Origin of the sequence: Rhodococcus sp. 15-649-2-2, from assembly GCF_002258645.1 — a bacterium.
GTDB lineage: Bacteria > Actinomycetota > Actinomycetes > Mycobacteriales > Mycobacteriaceae > Rhodococcoides.
Window position 1 is genome coordinate 845,328 of sequence record NZ_NPFM01000031.1, and the last position, 22,331, is coordinate 867,658.

Here is a 22,331-nt window from a genome sequence, read left to right on the forward strand (position 1 = left end):
TGCCCCACCCGCGAGCTACTTGCTGGATCCTTTCGGCGGCCGTGGGAGGAAATAGCTGGTCCGCTGCTGGTATTCGCGATACCCCGGACGTTTCTCCATGCTGCGCTCCAGCAACCGTGCACCTGTGGCGAACACCAGGAAGTACGTCATCGCGATAGGAGACAGAAGTGTGAACACTCCCGGCCACGCCGACGCCGAAGCGAGGAACAGCCCCCACCAGACTGCCGAGTCCCCGAAGTAGTTGGGGTGCCGCGTCCAGGACCAGAGACCACGATCCATGATCTTGCCCTTGTTCGACGCGTCGGCCTTGAAGGCTTTCAACTGCGCATCGCCCACTGCCTCGAACGTCCATCCGAGCATCCAGACCAGTACGCCGAGTACGACGACGGTGGGGACCGATCCGTGTGCGACAGCGGATACCTGCAACGGCAGGGACACGAACCACAATGCAATTGCCTGCGTCAGATAGATCTTGCGCAGGGCATACAAGGTTTCGTTTCCGGTGGCCTTGGAGAGCAGTTCGGTGTAGCGCGGATCCTCACCGTGCCCGCGTGAGCGCTGAAAGACATGCAGTGCAAGACGAAGTCCCCATACGCCGACGAGCGCGAGCAGAAGCACTCGACGCCATAGTTCACCTGTTCCGGTCGCAGCCGAGATCAGCGCGATCAGAACGAAGCCGCCGCCCCACGTCACGTCCACGACGTTGTGCCGTCCGATACGCGCGCCGATGAGGGCGGTGACGATCATCAGGACAGCGGTTCCGCCGAGGCTCGCCAGCGATACGGCCAGGAAGTCCGACCAGTTCATCCGGTGGTCGTCCAGGTCGGCCGCACCGGTTCCATGTCGGACGGTCCGTTCTCGGACCTGACCGCCAGGATCTGGTCGACGCCCATCCTGTTGTCGCGGAATGCCATTCCGCCGCCGATGAGATACAGCCGCCACACGCGGGCGACCTCTTCCCCGACCATCCCCACCACGTCGTCGAAGCGCGCCTCGAAGCGCTCGGTCCAGACGTCGACGGTTCGCACGTAATGCTCCCGAAGCGCGTGGACGTCGCGAACCTCGAGGCCGGCCTCCTCGATCATTGCGACGGTCCGCCCGACCGGGCGCATGTACATGTCCGGCGCGATGAACGATTCGATGAATGCTCCGCCGCCGGGGTTGTCGCCTTCCCTCCGCGACATCTGCTGGATCAGCACGCGGCCGCCGGGCTTGACATTGGCATGCAGTGCGGCGGTGTAGGTCGGGTAGTTGGCCTCCCCCACATGCTCGCCCATCTCGATCGACGCCACCGCGTCGAACGGACCGTCCGGAATCTCCCGGTAGTCCTGGATTCGGATTTCGACGTTGCCCTGCAGTCCCCGGTCGGCGATTCGCTTGTCGATGAAGGCTTTCTGTTCGCGCGAGATGGTCACTCCGACGACCTGCGCTCCGTACTCCTGAGCCGCATGCAGGCTCAGGGACCCCCAGCCGCAGCCGACGTCGAGAAAGCGTTGCCCTGCGCGCTTGTCGAGCCCGATCTTTCGACACACGAGGTCGAGTTTGTCGCGCTGGGCGTCATCGAGGGTGTAGTCCGGCGCATCCGAGGTCCAGTACGCCGACGAGTACGCCATGTGCGAATCGAGGACCAGCTCGTAGAAGTCGTTGGACAGGTCGTAATGGTGGCTGATCGCAGCGCGGTCACGGAGCATCGAGTGCAGCCGCCCCTTCACCGCGGCCTGCGACACGGGCGGCGGTAGTGGGCGGCCGAACACTCCGAGATCCTTCGCCAGTCTTGCCAACCGCAGCAGCGACGCCGGCCCCGGTCGGACGGCCGAGAGTCGGCGCTCACGCACCACGCCCCAGACATGATCGAGAGCCGCGGCAAGATCCCCGTCGACGTCCAACTCCCCGGTGACGTATGCCTGCGCAGCACCGAGTTCGCCTGGGCTCCAGAGCAATCGACGAAGGGCGCTCGGGCTCCGCAACAGCACTCTCGGTGCCGAGTCATCGCCTGCGACGGATCCGTCCCACGCCTGCAGCCGAACGGGAAGCGGGCCACCCACCAGGGGTTCTATCAACTCGGCAATCCGATGCGCGACACCGCCACTGCGATGGGTCCGGTCCACGGAAAGTGTCGAGGTGGTCATCGGTTGTCCCTTCGGTCGAGCACGATCTGCTGAACATCGAGGTACCCGGATCGAAATCCGGCCTCCGAGTAGCACAGGTAGAAGTGCCACATTCGCGCGAACACCTCGTCGAAACCGAGATCGGATGCCTCGCTGCGGTATTCACGGAATCGACTGTCCCACAGTGCGAGGGTTCGCGCGTAGTGGTCGCCCATGGACAAGCGCTCGCGAACGCGAAGCGAGGTGTGCTGCTCGGTCACCTCCTCGATGGCCCGCACCGAGGGCAGGAACCCGCCGGGAAAGATGTACTTGTGTACCCAGGTGTACGTGTTTCGGGTAGCCAGCATTCGATCGTGCGGCATCGTGATGGCCTGGAGGGCAACCCGCCCACCCGGCGCAAGCAACGAGTCGATCGTCTCGAAGTAGGTTCCCCAGTACTGATGACCGACGGCCTCGATCATCTCGACCGACACGATCGCGTCGTACTCGCCGTCGACCAAACGATAGTCGAGGAGATCGATCTGAATTCGATCTCCGTAACCCGCAGCGGCACAACGCTTCCGCGCCAGTTCCTGCTGTTCGGTCGACAATGTCACCGACCGTACCGTCGCACCACGAGCGGCCGCACGGATGGCAAGCTCGCCCCATCCGGTGCCGATCTCGAGAACCCGGCTTCCATCGCCGACGCCCGCGCGGTCGAGAAGCCGGTCGATCTTTCGGCGCTGAGCGTCGGCGAGCTCCTCACTGTCGTTGTCGCTTCCCGCTCCGGCGAACAACGCACTCGAGTAGGTCATCGTCTCGTCGAGGAAGAGTTCGAAGAGGTCGTTCGACAGATCGTAGTGCCGTGAGATGTTCGATCGCGTGTTCTTGGTCGTATTCCGCTCGCTCCGTGGAGGTTTGGGAACATAAAGCCCTCGGAGGCGCTGCAGGGACTTCGGAATCAGCGACGCCATTCGCCGGGCGAAGACCTCGAGCACTGCAGTGAGGTCCTCGGCATCCCAGTCTCCGGCCATGTATGCCTCACCGAATCCGATGAGTCCACTGTCGCCGACCCGTGCGGCGAAGTCGTGTGGCCGATAGACGGTCATCAACGGGGCATCGGCCGAGCCGGCCCCGATCACTTCGCCGTCGGGCATCGCGACCCGGACCTGCAATCCCTCAACCGCACGACGGAAGAGGAAGTCGGCGACGGGCGCGGCGGCTGCAACCTTCATGCCACCGGGAACACGGGCGATCTGAGGCCAGACCCGCGCATCGACCGACGGGCGCGGACCGACAGCGGAACCACCGTACGGGTTCGACACAGAATTGGCTTTCGACACAGTTGTCATCTGTGGGCCCCTTCCTTCTGAATTCTTCGTTCCCCCGGAGGGGCAGGTTTCTGCACGATCTTCAGACCCCGCGCCCAGAGCCGAATGCCTTGCCAGCGGATCTGAACCACCACTCGCACGGGCGCAATCGGGATCTCGAGTGCGGTGCGAAGAATCGACCGCGTCGTCACCTCGCGTCGACGGCCGTCGACGGTCGCCACGAACGGAGGCTGACCGGGACGTTCGAGGACGATCGACAGGCGGAGCGCGGCGTCCGGCTCGGGCAGCTGCATGGAGTATTCGCCGTCGACGTCGTTGAACGGCGAGACGTAGAACTCCTTGGTCGTCCGTACTGCGCCGCGCCGATCGGTGTGCAGCAAATACCGGTATCGCTCGCCGTAGGTGTTGTGCACCTCGGCCACCACGCAGCGGAGGTCTCCGGCGCGGTCGTGACACCAGTACACACTCAATGGGTTGAACGTGTGTCCGAACACCCGCGCGCTGGCCAACATCGTGATCCGTCCGCCGCCGAGATCGATACCGCTCTCCGCCAGGAACGCATCGACGTTCTGACGAATGGTGGCGTCGGGGTCGCCCAGGTGATCACGTGAGTCGAACGATGCCAGCGGTCGCAACATCCGCGGCAACTCGGGGAGCGCGTCGAGGTCGACGAACCAGCTGTAGCTCTTGTACGAGAACGCGTTTCGAATCGGCGCGCGTCGCACGTGATCGATCCGAGTGAGATACAGCGCCGCTCCGTGTGCGCGGGTGGTCGGCAGAACGGACGTCAGAGCCACGTGGCCCCCACCCGTTGCGCAGCGCGCGCTCCGGACAACGCACCGTCCTCATGGAATCCCCAGCCGTGGTACGCCCCGGCGAACACAACCGTATCGGTGTCCAATTCGGGCAGACGACGCTGCGCTACCACGGATTCGGGAGTGTACTGCGGGTGCTCGTAGGTCATGTCGTCGAGCACCGTGTTCGGGTCGATGCGATCCGCTCCACCGAGGGTGACCAGCATCCTTCGATCGGTGTCGTCCAACCGCTGCAACCTCGTCAGGTCGTAGCTGACCAGAACTCGATCGGGCCTGGCGCTACAGGACGGGAGGTGGTAGTTCCACGAGGCCCGCGCCCTGGTGTTCTTCGGCAACACGGACGAGTCGGTGTGCAGAGCAGTGTGATTGACCGAGTACGGCATCGCTCCGAGGATGCTGTGCTCGAGCGCAGTGGGTTCCGCGAGCATCTTCAGCGCGGCACCGGGATGGACCGCGATCACGGCGGCGTCGAACGTGCGCAGGTTGTCGTGGGCGTCCCGGATCTGCACGGAGTCCTCGGACCTGTAGACCGCGCGCACGGGGGTATCGAGCAACACCTCGTCGATGTGCGACGCAACCCGGCGAACGTATTCGATGGACCCGCCCGTGACGGTGCGCCAGGTGGGAGATCCTGTGACGGTGAGCATTCCGTGGTGCTGAAGAAAAGAGAACAGGTAGCGAGCCGGGTAAGCGAGCGCAGTGTCCGGATCACACGACCACACCGCCGACACCAACGGCGTCATGAAGTGGGATTCGAAATATGCCGAGAAAGAATGGTCTTCGAGAAATGTACCGAGTGTGATCTCGGAATCCGCCGAGTCCGGGCTGTCCAGAAGTTCGGTTGCCAGCCGATGAAAACGTTTGACATCGAGCAACATCGACACGAATCGTGGTTTGAACACCGCCGTACGTTGCGCCAGGATTCCGCGCATGCCCTGGCCGCCCGAGTACTCGAGCCCGCACCCGTCGCAGCGCACGGACATACTCATGTCCGAATCCTGGGTGGGTACGTCGAGTTCGGCGAACAGCCGAAGCAGCGTCGGATACGTGCGGTCGTTGTGCACGATGAACCCTGTGTCGACGCCTACCGGACCGTTGGGGCCGGGGACATAGTGCGTGTCCGCGTGACCGCCGAGCCGAGAATCCGCCTCGTACAACGTCACCGACGAGTTCTTCGACAGTGCGAATGCGGCCGTCAGGCCGGCGATGCCGCTCCCGACCACGGCAATACGACGGCGCGTCACGACTGCCTGCCCATGCAGTCGGCCTTGGTATCGGCGGCAATGCCGAGGACGAAGTCACGCGTGGCCCTCGACCAGACCCGCGGATTGCGGAGCATGAAATGCCCACCCGGAACGGAAAGGTAGCGAGCAGTCGCCCCTCTGGATGCTGCTCTTTCGGTCGCACGGCGCGAGGTTCTCGGATCGGTCCACTTGTCGGCAGTGCCGTGTACGACGAGCAACGAATGATGCGCGCCGAATGCGTCGGCTTCCACACCCTCCGGCCACCACGGGGCCAGGGCCACCACACCCACGACAGAAGGGTCGTCGATCAGGGCAGCGGCGGTGCGGCCACCCATCGAATGGCCGACGACCACGACATGAACGTCAGGATGCTCCGCGCGGATTCGGTTCAGCGCCCACCGGGCGTCCTCGACCGGAGACCGTTCGGGGGCGTTCCAGCCGCGGAACCGGTACTGCAATTGCTGCACCGAAATGCCGCGTTCGCGTCCCACGCGCCGAAGCATCCAGGTGAACGGCCACATTCGCAGGCCGGCCAGATGCCACGGCCGACTGCGCGCCCGGCTCACGTCCTTGCCGCCGCCGAGGACCAACACGACCAGTGCAGGGTCGGACACCCGCCTGCCGGTGCGCAGTACTGGAGTCGGCTCGTTGCTCATGCCGGTTATTCGGCACCGAGGCCGCTTCGGGTGGGATCGGTTCGGACGGGGCGATTGTGACCTGTCCGACACAGAAAAGAAGACCGGGCCGAGAGTGTGTCTCTCGGCCCGGTCTTCTTCGGTGGAGCTGCCGGGAATCGAACCCGGGTCCTCTGCTGCATTGCCAGGGCTTCTCCGTGTGCAGTCCGCTATGTCTCTACTTGGATCTCCCGATCTCGCGAACAAGTCAGGATGACGATCCCAGCCACTGTTTGATGTTCCTCATCATCCCGCGGCCGGATGAATCGGTGAGCCCTCTAGCTGATGCCAGTACCCGGGCCGAGGGCAAACCCGGACTGACAGACACGCAGTCGCTACTTAGGCAGCGAGTGCGTAGTCGCGCTGATTGGAATCGGCGCTTATAAGGTTGCGATGACGCTTACGGTGGTCTCTCGCCTGCACCGACACGCTTCCCCTGACTCAACATACAAAGTCGAAACCGTTCAGCCCCGTATGTTCCCGAACACTGTGCCCGGGCTGTTCAGTGTAACGCCTCGCATGGACACATTCATCCCATTAACTTCTCGCACGGCGATCCGTGGCGTGCGATGCGGCATCCGCGTCCACCCGCTGCACCACTGTGCGCAGCATTCGGCGCGCCACGACCAACCGTGCCGGCAGTGAGGCGTACCAGACTGCGCGACCGGCCAGTCCACGCGGGAAGAACACCAACCGCTGCTCGATCGTCGGCTGCTTCGCGGTTCCCCCGACCGTGAGGTCCAGCCACGCCTCGCCGGGCAGCCGGGTCGAGGACTTGAGCCGGGTGGTGTGTTCGGTGCCCGACGCCGACGCGTCGGGTCCGGTGGCGTCGCGATGCCAGCCGGTGAGCACGTCTGCGTCGGCCAATCGTTCCAACGCAGGCCTGATCGCACTCGACTCCGCCGTACTTCTGGCGACCCGAGTGTCGGTGTACACCACTTCCCCGGCCCAATCCGGGTCCGACGGAAGTGGATCCGACGGTGCCGCGGTACCGGTGGCGTCGGTCCACCGCGTCTCGACCTCGCCGTCGTCGATCTTGCGCAGCGCCAGCCGAACCGAATCGCGGTAGCCCGTCAGTCCGTTGTCCGGGCGGGGCACGACGGCGTCGATGTCCATCTCGTGACCGACGGCGTCGTACTGCAGCGATTCGATGAGCGGCATCGCCAGCCCGCGCGGAATGGGTGTGACCAACCCGATCCAATGGCCGGCCAATCGAGGTGTCAACACCGGAAGAACGATGATGCGACGCTGGCGCAGTCCCGCGACGTCGGCGTAGATGTTCATCATCTCGCCGTACTGCATGACGTCCGGACCACCGATGTCGAAGGTCCGGGATTCGGCGATCGGTGCGCTCGCGGCCCCGATCAGGTAGTGCAGCACGTCGCGGACAGCGATCGGCTGGATTCGATTGTGTACCCACCGCGGCGTGGTCATCACCGGAAGCCGGTTGGTCAGGTGGCGAATCATCTCGAATGACGCCGAACCCGATCCGATCACGACGCCTGCTTGCAGCACGACCGTAGGTACCCCCGACTCGATCAGAATGCGACCCACCTCGGCGCGGGATTTCAGGTGTGGCGACAGCTCTCCAGTGGGCGGATGGAGGCCACCCAGGTAGACGATCCGGCCGACGCCGCACTCGGCAGCAACGGCCGCGACGTTCTCGGCGCTGTCGCGTTCGGTATCGGCGAAATCGGAATGGCCTGCGGTGCCCATCGAGTGCACCAGGTAATACATGACGTCGACTCCGGTCAGCGCCTCCTTCAGCGACTCCCGATCGCTCAGATCGCCCTTGACGACCTCGACGTCCGCCGCCCACGGCACGTTGTCGAGCTTGCCGGGGGTGCGAGCCAGCACCCGGACCCGGTACCCCTCGTCGAGCAGACGCGGTGCCAGACGCCCGCCCAGGTATCCCGTGGCACCGGTCACCAGAACGCGGGGAGGGCGTCCGTCGTCCTGAGCCACGGGGATGTCGGACGGCGAATCGGAAGCTGTCATAAACGAGGTCATTACCCCCGAGCGGGCCAGTTCAACCTGCGAGGGCGATCATCGCGATCGCGCCGAGCGCCAACGCCATTCCGATCTTCTGCAGGGTGCCGACTCTTTCGCCGAGCATCACCATGGCCAGCAACACCGTTGCTGCCGGATACAGCGAGGCGATGACGCTCACCAAGGAGAGAAGACCGTCCTGATAGGCGTAGATAATGGCGGCATTGGCAACCACGTCGAGCACACTGACGAACGCCGCAAGTTTGAGCACGCTGCCGTGCGGGGGCGAGAAGTGCCCGGACGCCAGAGCTACCACCCAGACCACCGCGGTTGCCGACGCACGCGACGCCGCAAGCGGCCACAGTCCACTGCCGTCGCCGATCCGGTGCAGAAAAATGAACGCAAAAGCGAACGTCACGCCCGAACCGACCGTCAACCAGGCCACGGTTCGGGTGAACTTCATCTCCCGACCGCCTGCCACTTCACCGGTCACCTCGTCCGGGGATTCCTTGCTGACCAGCACCACGGCCACCAGGGCGACTGCGATGCCGACGAACGCGATGATGCCGGGACGCTCGCCCATCGACAGCCCGACCAGTACCGGGATGCCGGCGACCAAGACGGCGGTGACAGGTGAGACCACGGCCATCGGACCGGCGGCGAGGGCAAGGTAGAACCACCACACGGCGACGCCGCCGGCAACACCCGAGGCCAACCCCCACAACATCGCCGACAGTTCGATCGTGCCGCCGACGAATGGAGCCACGAGCAGGACGATCACCAGCGACAGTGGGTACGAGACGATGACCACGCGCAGTGCCGCTACCCGGCGGGATGCGACACCGCCGACGAAATCGCTCACCCCGTAGCCCACAGCGGCTACCAGAGCGAGCAGGACAGCGGTCAGCGCATGCCCTTCACACGACGCCCCAGCTCACGAGTCACTTCGCGTTCGGCGGTGCGTTTGGCCAACGACTGTCTCTTGTCGTAGTCCTGCTTGCCCTTGGCCAAGGCAAGTTCGACCTTGACCTTGCCGTCGGAGAAATACATCGACAACGGCACCAGCGTCAGGTTTCCCTCTTTGACCTTGCTTGCAAGGCGGTCGATCTCGCGACGGTGAAGGAGGAGTTTGCGGTTTCGACGTGGTGCGTGGTTGGTCCAGCTGCCGAGCGTGTATTCCGCGATGTGCAGCCCGCGCAGCCAGATTTCACCGTCGTCGACGGTCGCGAAGGCGTCGACCAGGGAGGCCTTGCCGTCGCGCAGGCTCTTGACCTCGGTTCCGACGAGGGCAACTCCGGCCTCGAGGACGTCGAGTATGGAGTAGTTGTGCCGCGCCTTGCGATTGGTCGCGATGGCCTTGCGGCCCTTCTCTCTCACTGCAGGGCCCTTTCTCGAGCGTTCGCCGCGTGGAGCGGTTCCACGGGCAACCGCTCCAGCATAGAACCGAACGGCAAGCGAATTTATTCGCGCACGTACAGGCGCAGCGTGATGTAGGCCGTCACCGCTGCCATGCCGACTCCCACCAGCGCGAGGAACGGCGAGACGAGGAGCACGTCGCTGTTCGATATCCGGGCCAGAATGTTGGCCTGATACACGTCCGCGAGAACATCGTCGATGAACATGTTCTTCGCGGTGAACAGTCCGGCGATGGCGAGCGCAGATCCGATCAGTGCGGCCACCACCGCCTCGAGCAGGAACGGCAGCTGGGTGTACCAGCGAGTGGCACCGACCAACCGCATGATGCCGACCTCGGTTCGTCTGGTGAACGCAGCGATCTGAACCATGTTGGCTATCAGAAGAATTGCGGCGATCGCCTGCACAGTGGCAATCGCGAAGGCAGCGTTCCGCACACCGTTGAGCACGCTGAACAATCGCTCGACCAGATCGCGTTGGTTGAGCACGCTCTGCACGCCCGGTCGATTCTGGAAGTTGTCGTTGATCACCCCGAACCGCTCGGGATCACTCAGGCGAACCTTGAACGACGCGGGAAAGCTGTCGGCACTGACCAGTTCGGCCAGTTCGGGCTGATCCTTGAACACTCGCTCGGTTGCGTCCTTCACCGCATCCTCACGATTGAGGTACTGCACCGAGACCACCGACGGAGTGTTCTCAAGATCCGATCGCAGGGTGGCGCAGGTCTCCTGTGCGCAGTCGGCATCCGTTGCGGAGATGTCGTCCGTGAGAAAGATCTGGACTTCCACTCTGTCGAGGAAGATCTGCTGAGTCTTTCCCGCCATCTGCACCACGAGCAACCCGCCGCCGAACAGGCCGAGGGAAATGGCGGTCGTCAAGATCATGGCGATCGTCATGGTGATGTTGCGGCGAAGTCCGGTGAGGACCTCACTGAAGATGAAACTTGCGCGCATCGCGGAATCCGAGCCCTTCGATTCGTTCGGTCGAGAAGTCCGATAGGTCCTGGTCGGGTGTCGTCAGCGCCCGACGCCGTAGACCCCGCGGGCCTCGTCACGAACGACTCGTCCGTTGTCGAGTTCGACGACGCGGCGGCGCATCGAGTCGACGATGTGGTTGTCGTGGGTCGCCATCAGCACAGTGGTTCCGGTGCGGTTGATGCGTTCGAGCAGCAGCATGATGTCCTGGCTGGTGTCGGGATCCAGGTTTCCGGTCGGCTCGTCCGCGAGCAGGACCAGCGGGCGATTGACGAAAGCTCGGGCAATCGCCACACGCTGCTGCTCACCACCGGACAGCTCGTTCGGCAGACGATCGGACTTGCCACCGAGTCCCACCAGGTCGAGAACCTCGGGGACGGTGCGCTTGATCATCGAACGAGGCTTGCCGATCACCTCGAGCGCAAATGCCACGTTCTCGACCACGGTCTTCTGCTGCAAGAGACGAAAGTCCTGGAAGACGCAGCCCATGCTCTGCCGCAGCCGTGGGACGCGACGGGCCGCCAATCGGTTCACGTGGAAGTCGGCAACGTGAATGTCACCGGAGGTGGGCGTCTCCTCCTTGAGCAACAATCGCATGAACGTCGATTTGCCCGAACCGGACGGGCCGATCAGGAACACGAACTCACCCTTGTCGATGGAGACCGTCACCTTGTCCAGGGCAGGCCTGGTGGAGGTCTTGTAGGACTTGGACACATTCGAGGTGCTGATCACGGGTCGCCAGTGTAGTCCTTACCCACCGGTAACCGTCGGAACCGTGCGGATACCACGGCGAGTCCCGAGAGACGGTAAAGGCAGCGTCAGCGCGATGATGTCGGTGCAGGCTGGGTGGGTATCAGCGACTGAATCGCCGGCGGAATCGGCACGCCGAACGGCGCGGTGGTCGTCGGCGGAACTGTCGTCGTGGTGGCCTGCTGTCCGGATTCCTCGACGGTTCCCGACTGCTCCGGATCGACGGTGGCCGACGGAGTCGGCGAGACCGTGGTTGTCGAGTATCGCGGCTCGGAGGTCTGGGGCTGGTTGTAGGGGGTGAGCTCGGACGGATCGACAGCGACCGGGCCCTCGATCTGTTGCTTGTCCCTCTCGGCGATATCTGCGCTGACCTGCCCGTAGAGCAGGCCCGTGAGCACAAAGCAGATACCGAAGGCCACGGTGGACGTGCGGACGCGGCCGTAGATCTTGGCCGGAATGCGCCACTGTCGCCAGTTGCGCTGCGGGCGTTCGGTTCCGGTATCAGGTGAACTCACTGGTCTTCCGTCCGATCTCGTCCTGACGATTCGGGTGCGACTCCGGCCGTACTCACGTCGGGGGCAACGTTGATGCCCTCGGGCTGCAGCGCAGCGGCCACTCTCACTCGAAGCTCTCGCCCCACCTGGAATTGCTTGCCCGGCAGTGTCCGTGCGACCAGGCGCACGTTGACCTGCCCCACCTCGATGCTCTCCACGCCCATCACGGTCGGTTCGTCGAGCAGGAGCGGACGCAACCGCGTATCGGCGAATGCGTCACGGCCGACTGCACGGAGCAGCGCGTTGACCTGGGTGAGATCGGCGGTGCTGGGGACAGGAACATCGACGACGGCGCGCGCCCAATCCTTCGACAGGTTGATCGCCTTGACGATCTGCCCGTTGGGGACCGTGATGACCTCGCCGTCGACGCTACGAACCCGGGTCACTCGGAGCGTGACGTCCTCGACGGTGCCCTCGGCGTCTTCGGCTGACCCGTTGACGGCGATCTGTACGACGTCACCGAAGCCGTACTGCCGTTCGGTGATGATGAAGAAGCCGGCCAGGATGTCTTGAACCACGCGCTGAGCACCGAAGCCGAGGGCGGCACCGATGACCGTCGCGGGTGCGACAAGACCGCCGACGCCGAAGCCGAAGCGGCGCAGTACCTCGATGGTGACGAGGATGTAGATGAGAGTGACCAGCACCCAGGTGATGACCTGAGCCAGCGCATGACGGTGTTTCGCGGCCTCGGATCGCACGAGCGCGTCGCTGTGCTGGTAGTTCTGGTCGATGCGGGCAGTGATCCGAGATCCGGTCCAGGTGACGAAGCGCGCGGCCAGCAGTCCGCCGAGGATGTACAGCACGATTCCGAGGCCGTTGAGCTTGACCTCGGGCGTCACGTTGAGCCAGGCCGTCATCGGATCTACTGCTCCCCTCGCATGCGCCAGCGGATTCCGGATTCCAGGAATCCGTCGATGTCCCCGTCGAGAACAGTAGACGGATTGTTCACCTCGTACTCGGTACGCAAATCTTTGACCATCTGGTACGGGTGCAGTACGTACGAGCGCATCTGATTGCCCCAGGAGCTGCCGCCGTCACCCTTGAGCGCGTCCATCTCGGCGCGCTCTTCCTTGCGCTTGACCTCGAGCAGCTTGGCCTGCAGCACTCGCATGGCCGACACCTTGTTCTGCAGCTGCGACTTCTCGTTCTGACAGGTCACCACGATGCCGGTCGGGATGTGTGTCAATCGAACGGCGGAGTCGGTGGTGTTGACCGACTGCCCGCCCGGGCCGGACGAGCGGTAGACGTCCACGCGAATGTCGTTCTCGGGGATCTCGATGTGGTCGGTGGTCTCGACGACCGGAAGAACTTCCACCTCGGCGAAGGAGGTCTGGCGTCGACCCTGGTTGTCGAAGGGACTGATGCGCACGAGCCGATGCGTGCCCTGCTCCACCGACAACGTGCCGTACGTGTACGGGGCCTTCACAGCGAACGTGGCGCTCTTGATACCCGCTTCTTCGGCGTAGGACGTGTCGTAGACCTCGACGCCGTAGCCGTGCTTCTCGGCCCAGCGGATGTACATGCGCATGAGCATCTCCGCCCAGTCGGCGGCGTCGATTCCACCTGCGCCGGACCGGATGTTGACCAGTGCGTCGCGCGCGTCGTATTCGCCGGACAGCAGGGTCCGCACTTCCATGGCTGCGATGTCCTCTCGCAGCGAGGCGCGTTCGGCGTCGGCGTCGGCGGTGGCCGATGCAGCCGCCTCGCCCTCCTCGCCCTCGGCGAGCTCGTACAGAACCGGCATGTCCTCGAGACGCTGCCGAAGCTCTTCGACGCGGCGAAGCTCGGCCTGCGCGTGGGAGAGCTGGCTGGTGACCTGCTGAGCGTGTTCCTGGTCGTTCCACAGGTCCGGCGAGGCCGCCTGATGTTCGAGTTCGTCGATGCGTCGCCGCAGTTCCTCGACGTCGAGAACCGACTCGACGGTGGAGAGAGTGGTGTCGAGCTCGGCGAGGTCTGCAGAAACGTCGGGATGCACGAGAGTCAAGGTTACCGGCACGCGAACCCGAGCCCGACCGCCCCCGATTCCGCCGGCCCGCACGGAGACCGTCGTCGAGGGTTCGAACCGCGGTGATTTCAACTCTCGTCAGGCCACCGGGCGACTGCTAGTTTTCGGCTCATCGACATATTCGCATGTCGACATGCCTGTCACCGCCCGGTGTCGGCCACACCTGCAGTACACAGGAGCGTCGTATGACCGTCACCGATCAGTACCTCGACAACAACAAGGCCTACGCCGCCCAGTTCGACGGTCCCCTGCCTCTGCCGCCGTCGAAGCACGTGGCAGTGGTCGCGTGCATGGACGCCCGACTCGACGTCTACCGCATTCTCGGTCTCGCCGACGGCGAAGCCCACGTGATTCGCAATGCCGGCGGTGTGATCACCGACGACGAGATCAGGTCGCTGGCCATCAGTCAGCGCCTGCTCGGCACCAAGGAGATTATCCTGATCCATCACACCGACTGCGGAATGCTCACCTTCACCGATGACGAGTTCAAGAAAGATCTGCAGGACGAGACGGGCATCAAGCCGAACTGGGCTGCCGAGTCGTTCACAGACCTGGACCGCGATGTTCGCCAGTCGCTCGCCCGCATCGAGCAGAGCCCGTTCGTCACGAAGCACGAATCCATTCGAGGCTTCGTATTCGATGTCGCAACCGGGAAGCTGAACGAAGTCACCGGATAGACCCCGCCACCCATATCGCCGCGTACGAGCAAGCCCGTGTGCGGCGATAGTCTTCTCCGGTGACCGACTACTCCGCCGATCTTGCCCTTGCCCTCAGGCTCGCCGACGAGGCCGACGCCATCACTCGTCGACGTTTTCTCGCCATGGATCTCTCGGTGGACTCGAAGCCGGATCTCACACCGGTGAGCGACGCAGACCTGGCCGTCGAGACGATGATTCGCAGCGAGCTCGGTTCGGAGCGTTCCGGCGATGCCTTGCTGGGCGAGGAGTTCGGCGGCACCGCGACCTTCAGCGGCCGTCAGTGGGTGGTGGATCCCATCGACGGCACCAAGAACTTCGTGCGCGGCGTGCCCGTCTGGGCAACATTGATCGCTCTGCTGGACGACGGCGTACCGCGAGTAGGAGTCGTCAGCGCCCCTGCATTGAACCGGCGATGGTGGGCCGCACACGATGAGGGTGCCTGGACGGCCTCGGCCGGGGGCACTCCGCGCCGCATCACGGTCTCGAAGGTCGATTCGTTGGCGTCGTCGAGTCTGAGCTTCTCCAGCCTCTCCGGCTGGTCCGATCTCGGTATCAGAGACCGATTCCTCGATCTCACCGATGCCGTCTGGCGGGTGCGCGGCTACGGCGACTTCTTCTCGTACTGCCTGGTCGCAGAGGGCGCTGTCGATATCGCGGCCGAACCCGAGGTCTCGCTGTGGGACCTGGCTGCGCTCGATGTCCTCGTGCGCGAGGCCGGCGGCGACTTCACCGCACTGAACGGCACCGAAGGCCCGCACGGCGGCAGCGCGGTGGCCACCAATGGCCTACTGCAGAGCGAGGTACTCGAGCGACTGTCCCCCGACGCCTGAATTACGACTACAGAACCGCAGCGAGAACCAGCGCAATCAGCGGCGTGACGCCCTGAACGAATGCGGCCCGGAAGTACTTGGCACCACCGGTGGCCAGAACCAGAGCCGCTCCGACGATGCTCGCGCACGCGAAGTAGACGATCGCGTCGCCCGCGGATCCACCGACGAGGAGGCCGACCACGATTCCGACGGCGAGAAACAGGTTGTAGAAGCCCTGATTGAAGGCCATCGGTTTCACGACGTCGGCGTCGTGCTGGCTCGCGACTCCGAAGCGGGACCACACAGCAGGCTTGGTCCACACCACACTCTCCATCACGAAGATGACGACGTGAAGGGCTGCGGCGAGGGCGGCGAAGATCTGAGCTGTGAGATGCACGGAAACAGCCTGTCACATCGATACGACGCAGGATACGAACTGCTGTTGGGGTGTCGTGGACCACCGGTACTTACTCGACAGTAGACAGCTAACTTACTCGGGAGTAAGATCTGTGAAGTCCGTGACCGACGCCGAGGAACTGGTGATCATGAGCAAGCAAGACAGTGTGGTCGACGCGAAGCGCCCGAAGGTGCCCCGCGATACTTCTGCGGTTGGCCTCAACCCGTTCAAGAGAGATGCGATCGGAACCGCGATGCGCGTTCTGACCGCCATCACCGGATCGGAACTGGCGGAGAAGTACAACCTCCGCCAGACGATCGACCGGGTGACGTACGAGAGCACCAAGACCGGGTTCAAGACACTCGGTGCGGCCAATCGCACGTTCGCCAAGGTCACCGGTGGCGGCAAGCCCAAGCGTCTCGACGACGGTGCCACCAAGAACCTGAGCTACTTCGACCTGACGCCCGACGACGAACAGCGCATGATCGTCGAGACGGTCAAGGAGTTCGCCGAGGAAATCCTCCGGCCGGCCGCCTTCGACGCAGATCACAACGCCTCCTCACCGGAGGATCTGGTTCGCCGGTCCGCCGAGCTCGGCATCACGCTGATCAACGTTCCCGAGGAGCTCGACGGCGCAGCCACCGAGCGGGGCGCGGTTACCAACTCCCTCGTCGCCGAGGCGCTCGCCCACGGCGACATGGGCTTGGCACTGCCCATCCTCGCGCCCAGCGGTGTCGCCGTCGCTCTCACCCAGTGGGGCACCGACGCACAGCAGAAGACGTACCTTCCCGCATTCGTCGGCGAGAAGGTGCCGAACGCCGCGGTGGTCGTCAACGAACCCCGCGCCCTGTTCGACCCGTACGCGCTGCAGACCAAGGCCGTCCGCTCCCCCAGCGGCTACAAGCTCAACGGCGTCAAGAGTCTCGTGCCTGCTGCCGGAAGCTCCGAGCTGTTCGTCATCGCCGCAGAGCTCGAGGGCCGCCCGGCATTCTTCATCGTCGAATCCGACTCCAAAGGCCTGGTCGTCGAAGCCGACCCGAGCATGGGTCTGCGCGCAGCAGGTCTGGGCCGTCTGATCCTGACCGACGTCGCAGTGCCCGAATCGGCTCTTCTCGGCGACGGTGATGCAGATCAGCGGGCCGCCGAGTACAGCGCAGCCATCGGCCTCGCACGACTCGGCTGGGCATCCCTTGCCGTCGGTACCAGCCAGGCCGTACTCGACTACGTCGTTCCGTACGTCAACGACCGTGTCGCCTTCGGCGAGCCGATCAGCAACCGTCAGGCCGTGGCCTTCATGGTCGCCAACATCGCCATCGAGCTCGACGGCATGCGGTTGGTCACGCTGCGTGGTGCGTCTCGCGCCGAGCAGGGACTGTCGTTCACTCGTGAGTCTGCGCTGGCTCGTCGGCTCGCCTCCGAGAAGGGCATGCAGATAGGTTCCGACGGCGTGCAGCTGCTCGGCGGTCACGGCTTCACCAAGGAGCACCCGGTGGAGCGCTGGTACCGCGATCTGCGGTCCGTCGGCGTCGCCGAGGGCATCGTTCTCATCTAGCTCGCCGCCCCGAATTCCATGGCACTCACCCAAGGACATACACGATGATCAATCTTGAACTTCCCAAGAAGCTTCGGGCGCAGGCGAATCAGGCTCACCAAGTCGCTGCCGAGATCTTCCGCCCGATTTCCCGCAAATACGACCTCGCCGAGCACGAGTACCCGGTGGAACTCGACACGATGGCGTCGATGGTCGAAGGCATGTCCGACGCCGGTGGCGAAATCGGCGGCGCAGCCGGTGGCCGCGAGAAGGACAGCGAGTCCGCTCCCAAGCCGAGCAAGACCGCGAACTCCAACGGCGGCAACATGTCTGCCCTGGTCAATGTGATCGAGACGTGCTGGGGCGACGTCGGCCTCACCCTGTCGATCCCCTACCAGGGACTCGGCAACTCGGCCATCGCCGCGGTGTCCACCGACGAGCAGCTCGAGCGCTTCGGCAAGGTATGGGCCTCGATGGCCATCACCGAGCCCGGCTTCGGTTCGGACTCCGCAGCAGTCACCACCACCGCTGTCCTCGACGGCGACGAATGGGTACTCAACGGCGAGAAGATCTACGTGACCGCCGGTGAACGATCCACCCACATCGTGGTGTGGGCAACGGTCGACAAGTCGCTCGGTCGTGCAGCGATCAAATCGTTCGTCGTCCCGCGTGACGCTCCGGGCCTGTCGGTCGCCCGCCTCGAGCACAAGCTGGGCATCAAGGCGTCCGACACAGCGGCGCTCCTGCTCGAGGACTGCCGCATTCCGAAGGACAACCTGCTCGGTACCGCCGAGGTGAACGTCGAAAAGGGCTTCGCCGGCGTCATGCAGACGTTCGACAACACGCGTCCCCTGGTCGCGGGTATGGCAATCGGCGTCGCACGCGCGGCACTCGAAGAGCTGCGGTCCATCCTCGTCGACGCCGGAGTGGAGATCTCGTACGAGACCCCCGCCTACAACCAGCACGCGGCTGCCGCGGAATTCCTGCGGCTCGAAGCGGACTGGGAAGCTGCCCACCTGCTCGCACTGCGCGCAGCGTGGATGGCCGACAACAAGGAGCCCAACTCCTTGCAGGCCTCGATGTCCAAGGCCAAGGCCGGCCGCTCGGCAGTCGACATCACTCTGAAGGCGGTCGAGCTGGCCGGTACCTACGGCTACTCCGAACGCCCGCTGCTCGAGAAGTGGAGCCGCGACTCCAAGATTCTCGACATCTTCGAGGGCACGCAGCAGATCCAGCAACTCATCGTTGCCCGACGCGTACTCGGAAAGTCGTCGGCAGAACTGAAGTGACGCATCCGGCTCTTAGTCGAGCCACAGGGTGACGAAAGCGGCATCGGACCATCGGTCCGATGCCGCTTTTTCGTGCACTGCGGAAAATTTCGGACGCCGGTGTCGATATCGTGTCTTCTCGGGCGTCGTCTTCGTGAACGGCGACTCACGCCGCGACACCGAGGTATCGAACCCAGGAGCGCACCATGAAGTACATCCTCTTGATCAACGCAAACACCGCACCGGGAGCAGCTCCGGGTTGCAGCAGCGTGGAGGACTGGATGACCTACGAGAAGGAAATGAAGGAGGCGGGCGTCTACGTCTCCGGTCATGCGATGGCGGACCTCACCACCGCCACGGCGGTGCGCGTCGATGCCACCACCGGAGAACGCACCGTCACCGACGGGCCGTACGCCGAGTCACACGAAGTACTGGGCGGCTACGACGTCATCGACGTTCCTGACCTCGATTCCGCGCTCGATTGGGCGACGCGATGCCCCGGATCGAAAGACGGCGGCACCGTGATCGTTCGTCCGCTCGCAGAATTCTGACCCACGGGGTCGTTCGGTGAGCGAGTCCGAGGTTCATCGGGCGCTCGACTCGGTCTTCCGTGCCGAGCGCTCGATGCTGCTCGCGTCGTTGGTTCAGCGCTACCGTGATCTCGATCTCGCCGAGGAGGTGACGTCGGATGCCATCGAGGCGGCTCTGAAGCATTGGCCGATCGATGGCATACCGTCCAAGCCCGGAGCCTGGTTGCTCACTACTGCCCGCCGAAAGGCGGTCGATCGCCTGCGACGCGATCAGACGCTCGCCGCGAAGATCGGAGTGCTGCAGGCCGATTCGGATCGCAGCGAACCACACCCGCCGAGTTCGCTAGACGACGATCTACCCGACGACCGACTGCAGTTGTTCTTCACCTGCGCGCATCCGGCGCTTGCGGCCGGCGACCGCCTCGCGTTGACCCTTCGGTGTCTGGCCGGTCTCACCACCGCAGAGGTCGCGCGTGCACTACTCATCCCTCCGGCCACGGCAGCACAACGAATAGTGCGAGCCAAGAACAAGATTCGCGTCGCGCGCATACCCTTTCGCGTTCCGGGGTCGGACGAGTTGGCCGGCAGAGTGCCGATGGTGCTCGAAGTCGTCTATTCGATCTTCACCGAGGGGTACTCGGCGACGTCGGGCGACCGAGTGGGGCGCATCGACCTCACCACCGAGGCGATCGGCATGGGACGACTGTTGCACGCAGCACTGCCGACAGAGTCCGAGGTGACCGGCCTACTGGCGTTGATGTTGCTGACCGACGCCAGACGCCGCGCACGGATCGACGTGCACGGCGACATTGTGCTGCTGGCCGATCAGGACCGGCGATCGTGGAACGCCGAGTTCGTCACCGAAGGGACCGAACTCGTGGTCGACGCCCTCCGCGGCGGCCCGAGCGGACCCTATGCGGTGCAGGCAGCGATCGCCGCGCTGCACGACGAGTCGCCGAACACCGACAGTACCGACTGGCACCAAATCGTTGCCCTGTACGACATATTGATGGATCGGGGCCCGAATGCGATCGTCGCATTGAACAGAGCAGTTGCTCTTGCCATGCGCGACGGTCCCGCAGCCGGCCTGCACGAGCTGGACCTACTTGCCGACGAGCCGTCGCTGCGCCGCTACCACCCGTACCCGATGGCGAAAGCCGATCTGCTGCACCGACTCGGCCGGCTCGACGAGGCGGCAGAGCAGTATCGACAGGCTCTGGACCGCGCACGAACCGCACCGGAGAAGCGACTGCTACAGCGTCGCTTGGCCGACGTGAACGGCATCGCTCAGGCAGACAGAACGGAGTCGACCTGAGTCGAGCTCAACGGCCGATCGGCGTACACCAGGCGAACTGCGTCGGCGTCGGGATTGCCGACGTCGGGTCCACGGGTGATCAACTCCAGGCCCGCGCGCTGGGCCACTCGGGCCGACGCGACGTTGTGTTCGAGGAGGTACGCCACGATCGGCAATTCGGGCTCGGTTCGGTGCGCGCGCTCGACTGCGATCTCACACATCTCCGCGGCGTACCCGTTTCCTTGCGCGTCGGGATGGAGGCGATAGCCGAGATTCCAGAACGCGTTCTGCCGCTTCGAGCACCCGCCGTAGCCACTGATCGTCCAGCTGCCGCGCTCACGAATGATCCACGTGGCCAATCCATCCCGCCGCCACTGCTCCACCCAGCCCAGCAACATTCGTTCGGTCGCGCTGGGATCGGTGTGCCGCAGGCTGGGAAAGTGGGTCCACGACTGCGGATCGCTGCAGATCGCGTACAGCGCATCGAGATCCGTGACGACCGGCTCGTCGAGATCGAGACGCGAGGTTCGTGTTCGCACACCGTGGATCCTAAGGGAGCGAAGTCTGGTAGACCGGTGGTACACGATCGAGCGAAGGGTGTGACCGTCATGGCCGAGTGGGTCAAGAAAATCGAAGAGAACGCGAAGGGCCTCATCGCAGAGGCAGAGCAAGAACTGACGGCACTCGAGGGTGTGGACACGGTAGACCTCACCGCCGATGACGCCGACGAGTCCGAGACGGTCACCAGTGACGATGGGCGCGAGCAGGTTTCGGACTGAACCGTCGATGTCCAGTCGACACACGTGGTCCACGACAACCCACGACTGGTCGGTGGACGTCGATCGAGACCATCTCTCGAACATCAGAGCTCGGCCCGGCGAGTACGCGCCGGGTGGAGTGCTGCATCTGATCCTCGAGGTCCTCGCGTACGCGGTAGACGAGGCCGAGGATCAGGGAGGCGGCCACGCGACCGTCACGTTCGGCTCGGACGGGACGATCGAGGTGACGGATTTCGGTCGAGGCACCGACACGCGATCCGACCACGGAGTCGCGGTGCGCAAGCCTGTTGTGAGCACGAAGGACGTCCGCTTCTTCGACCGTCCGCAACCCGTCCTGTTGGCCGACGGATATGCCCGCCGCGGGATGTCGACCGTCGCGGCACTGTCCGAGGCACTCGAACACACCAACCGACGAACCGATCATTCGTGGACCGGACGATACGAGCACGGGGTTCCCGTCACCGAGCTGCTGTCCACGGCACCGACCGACCACACCGGCACAACCATCCGGTTTCGACCCGACACGTCACTGATTCCCGCGTCACCGCTGACCGCTGACGATGTACGCGCCACGATCGCACCGAACAAGTTCCTGACGGTGTCGGTGAGATAGTCGGCCGGTCAATCGTCGAATACGGACCAGCAGATACTGCTTCTCTTCTTCTGGTCTTCCAGCACCAACTCACGCACGCTGTCCGGCAGTCGATCCCGCTGCCACCGGAGTTCCTCTCGCCCGGCAACTTTCTCTCTGCCGGTAGGTGCGGCGGCCCTGGCCGCCTTGATCGCGTACGCAGCCGCTCCGAGGTCGTGTTCGGGTACGTGTGCCACACACGCGGCCTGGCCGGCGGCGTAGGCGGCGAAGCGTGCAGCGCCGCTCTGGGGCCGTGCCGCACCCATGCTGTGGCCGCCGAGGGCGCGGGTCGCCATCATCGCGAGTTCACCGCGTATCCACGCCCGAATGCCCTCGATTGCCTCACGCGGCCGCGAATCGGACGGCTCGGCCCCCTCGAACAATCCGAGCACGTGTTCCGCACACTCGGCGGCCCACAGCGCGAGACTTCGATGGTCGGCGTCGGACAACAAGCCGCCGCGGTGCACCGTGATCAGCCGTGGGTCTCTGACGGCCGGGAGAATCATGCCTCGATGAGAACACGAAAGAGGCCCGAGACAACAGTCTCGGGCCTCTTTC

25 protein-coding genes and 1 other RNA gene are annotated in these 22,331 nt (G+C 64.3%); 8 read left to right on the plus strand and 18 right to left on the minus strand.

What is annotated here, in order from left to right; all coding sequences use genetic code 11:
- Positions 1-15: 15 nt before the first annotated feature.
- From CH305_RS24730 to prfB, 15 genes are all read right to left on the minus strand, one after another.
- Positions 16-807 carry a DUF1295 domain-containing protein gene (locus tag CH305_RS24730; protein ID WP_094705126.1) on the minus strand — a complete coding sequence of 264 codons (792 nt, stop codon included), beginning with the start codon at positions 805-807 and terminating at the stop codon, positions 16-18.
- Positions 804-2,129, minus strand: coding sequence for a cyclopropane-fatty-acyl-phospholipid synthase family protein (locus CH305_RS24735; protein WP_052077617.1), 1,326 nt, complete (start codon positions 2,127-2,129; stop codon positions 804-806). Before CH305_RS24735 ends, CH305_RS24730 begins: the two co-directional genes overlap by 4 nt.
- Positions 2,126-3,439 (minus strand): cyclopropane-fatty-acyl-phospholipid synthase family protein, encoded by a 1,314-nt coding sequence (locus CH305_RS24740; RefSeq protein ID WP_256983981.1) that lies wholly within the window; start codon positions 3,437-3,439, stop codon positions 2,126-2,128. Before CH305_RS24740 ends, CH305_RS24735 begins: the two co-directional genes overlap by 4 nt.
- Positions 3,436-4,215 (minus strand): DUF1365 domain-containing protein, encoded by a 780-nt coding sequence (locus CH305_RS24745; RefSeq protein WP_094705128.1) that lies wholly within the window; start codon positions 4,213-4,215, stop codon positions 3,436-3,438. The genes CH305_RS24740 and CH305_RS24745 overlap by 4 nt, the downstream gene beginning before the upstream one ends.
- Positions 4,206-5,495 carry an NAD(P)/FAD-dependent oxidoreductase gene (locus CH305_RS24750; RefSeq protein WP_373454587.1) on the minus strand — a complete coding sequence of 430 codons (1,290 nt, stop codon included), beginning with the start codon at positions 5,493-5,495 and terminating at the stop codon, positions 4,206-4,208. Before CH305_RS24750 ends, CH305_RS24745 begins: the two co-directional genes overlap by 10 nt.
- The gene (locus CH305_RS24755) at positions 5,474-6,133 is read right to left on the minus strand and encodes a S9 family peptidase (protein ID WP_094705130.1); all 660 of its coding nucleotides are present in this window, start codon (positions 6,131-6,133) and stop codon (positions 5,474-5,476) included. The genes CH305_RS24750 and CH305_RS24755 overlap by 22 nt, the downstream gene beginning before the upstream one ends.
- A 119-nt stretch (positions 6,134-6,252) precedes the next feature.
- Positions 6,253-6,623: a transfer-messenger RNA gene (gene ssrA / locus CH305_RS24760) on the minus strand.
- A gap of 65 nt (positions 6,624-6,688) precedes the next feature.
- Complete coding sequence (locus tag CH305_RS24765; protein WP_052058839.1) at positions 6,689-8,149, minus strand: SDR family NAD(P)-dependent oxidoreductase; 1,461 nt, start codon at positions 8,147-8,149, stop codon at positions 6,689-6,691.
- A gap of 31 nt (positions 8,150-8,180) precedes the next feature.
- A complete protein-coding gene (locus CH305_RS24770; protein WP_094705132.1) occupies positions 8,181-9,035 on the minus strand; it encodes a DMT family transporter in 855 nt (284 codons plus the stop codon).
- Positions 9,036-9,043: 8 nt separating this feature from the next.
- On the minus strand, positions 9,044-9,517 hold the full coding sequence (smpB, locus tag CH305_RS24775; protein WP_032397704.1) for an SsrA-binding protein SmpB: 474 nt from the start codon (positions 9,515-9,517) through the stop codon (positions 9,044-9,046).
- Between the two features lie 83 nt (positions 9,518-9,600).
- Positions 9,601-10,506 carry a permease-like cell division protein FtsX gene (gene ftsX / locus CH305_RS24780; protein WP_032403112.1) on the minus strand — a complete coding sequence of 302 codons (906 nt, stop codon included), beginning with the start codon at positions 10,504-10,506 and terminating at the stop codon, positions 9,601-9,603.
- Between the two features lie 63 nt (positions 10,507-10,569).
- Positions 10,570-11,259: a cell division ATP-binding protein FtsE gene (gene ftsE, locus CH305_RS24785; RefSeq protein ID WP_027496574.1), complete on the minus strand. Its 690-nt coding sequence runs from the start codon at positions 11,257-11,259 to the stop codon at positions 10,570-10,572.
- A gap of 86 nt (positions 11,260-11,345) precedes the next feature.
- Positions 11,346-11,792: a hypothetical protein gene (locus CH305_RS24790; protein ID WP_037155700.1), complete on the minus strand. Its 447-nt coding sequence runs from the start codon at positions 11,790-11,792 to the stop codon at positions 11,346-11,348.
- Entirely contained in the window at positions 11,789-12,688 is a 900-nt protein-coding gene (locus CH305_RS24795; RefSeq protein ID WP_037155702.1) for a mechanosensitive ion channel family protein, read from the minus strand. Before CH305_RS24795 ends, CH305_RS24790 begins: the two co-directional genes overlap by 4 nt.
- Before the next feature lie 5 nt (positions 12,689-12,693).
- Positions 12,694-13,806 carry a peptide chain release factor 2 gene (gene prfB / locus CH305_RS24800; RefSeq protein WP_027496571.1) on the minus strand — a complete coding sequence of 371 codons (1,113 nt, stop codon included), beginning with the start codon at positions 13,804-13,806 and terminating at the stop codon, positions 12,694-12,696.
- 215 nt (positions 13,807-14,021) lie between these two features.
- Here prfB and CH305_RS24805 point away from each other — a divergent pair, with 215 nt between their 5' ends.
- Positions 14,022-14,513 carry a carbonic anhydrase gene (locus tag CH305_RS24805; RefSeq protein ID WP_037155704.1) on the plus strand — a complete coding sequence of 164 codons (492 nt, stop codon included), beginning with the start codon at positions 14,022-14,024 and terminating at the stop codon, positions 14,511-14,513.
- Positions 14,514-14,572: 59 nt separating this feature from the next.
- Positions 14,573-15,364, plus strand: a complete 792-nt coding sequence (locus CH305_RS24810) for an inositol monophosphatase family protein (protein ID WP_094705134.1) — start codon at positions 14,573-14,575, stop codon at positions 15,362-15,364.
- Between the two features lie 7 nt (positions 15,365-15,371).
- Here CH305_RS24810 and CH305_RS24815 read toward each other — a convergent pair whose 3' ends face one another.
- Positions 15,372-15,740, minus strand: coding sequence for a DUF1304 domain-containing protein (locus CH305_RS24815; RefSeq protein ID WP_037155706.1), 369 nt, complete (start codon positions 15,738-15,740; stop codon positions 15,372-15,374).
- A 142-nt stretch (positions 15,741-15,882) separates the two neighbouring features.
- Between CH305_RS24815 and CH305_RS24820 the strand changes: the two genes are divergently transcribed.
- The 4 genes from CH305_RS24820 to CH305_RS24835 all read left to right on the plus strand — a co-directional run bounded on the left by CH305_RS24820 (position 15,883) and on the right by CH305_RS24835 (position 20,384).
- Positions 15,883-17,292 carry an acyl-CoA dehydrogenase family protein gene (locus CH305_RS24820; RefSeq protein WP_032403565.1) on the plus strand — a complete coding sequence of 470 codons (1,410 nt, stop codon included), beginning with the start codon at positions 15,883-15,885 and terminating at the stop codon, positions 17,290-17,292.
- Between the two features lie 44 nt (positions 17,293-17,336).
- Positions 17,337-18,560: an acyl-CoA dehydrogenase family protein gene (locus CH305_RS24825; RefSeq protein ID WP_032403106.1), complete on the plus strand. Its 1,224-nt coding sequence runs from the start codon at positions 17,337-17,339 to the stop codon at positions 18,558-18,560.
- Positions 18,561-18,745: 185 nt separating this feature from the next.
- Entirely contained in the window at positions 18,746-19,090 is a 345-nt protein-coding gene (locus tag CH305_RS24830; protein WP_094705136.1) for a YciI family protein, read from the plus strand.
- A gap of 16 nt (positions 19,091-19,106) precedes the next feature.
- Complete coding sequence (locus CH305_RS24835) at positions 19,107-20,384, plus strand: RNA polymerase sigma factor (RefSeq protein ID WP_255182759.1); 1,278 nt, start codon at positions 19,107-19,109, stop codon at positions 20,382-20,384.
- On the opposite strand, the gene CH305_RS24840 is transcribed toward CH305_RS24835, so the two are convergent.
- Positions 20,357-20,902 carry a GNAT family N-acetyltransferase gene (locus CH305_RS24840; RefSeq protein ID WP_037155710.1) on the minus strand — a complete coding sequence of 182 codons (546 nt, stop codon included), beginning with the start codon at positions 20,900-20,902 and terminating at the stop codon, positions 20,357-20,359. The genes CH305_RS24835 and CH305_RS24840 overlap by 28 nt on opposite strands.
- 69 nt (positions 20,903-20,971) lie before the next feature.
- Between CH305_RS24840 and CH305_RS29200 the strand changes: the two genes are divergently transcribed.
- Both CH305_RS29200 and CH305_RS24850 read left to right on the plus strand, forming a co-directional pair.
- A complete protein-coding gene (locus CH305_RS29200) occupies positions 20,972-21,142 on the plus strand; it encodes a hypothetical protein (RefSeq protein ID WP_165430209.1) in 171 nt (56 codons plus the stop codon).
- Between the two features lie 7 nt (positions 21,143-21,149).
- Positions 21,150-21,755 (plus strand): hypothetical protein, encoded by a 606-nt coding sequence (locus tag CH305_RS24850; protein ID WP_218828614.1) that lies wholly within the window; start codon positions 21,150-21,152, stop codon positions 21,753-21,755.
- Positions 21,756-21,763: 8 nt separating this feature from the next.
- Here the strand turns inward: CH305_RS24850 and CH305_RS24855 are convergent, their stop codons facing one another.
- Positions 21,764-22,279 carry a putative immunity protein gene (locus CH305_RS24855; RefSeq protein ID WP_094610593.1) on the minus strand — a complete coding sequence of 172 codons (516 nt, stop codon included), beginning with the start codon at positions 22,277-22,279 and terminating at the stop codon, positions 21,764-21,766.
- Positions 22,280-22,331 lie beyond the last annotated feature (52 nt).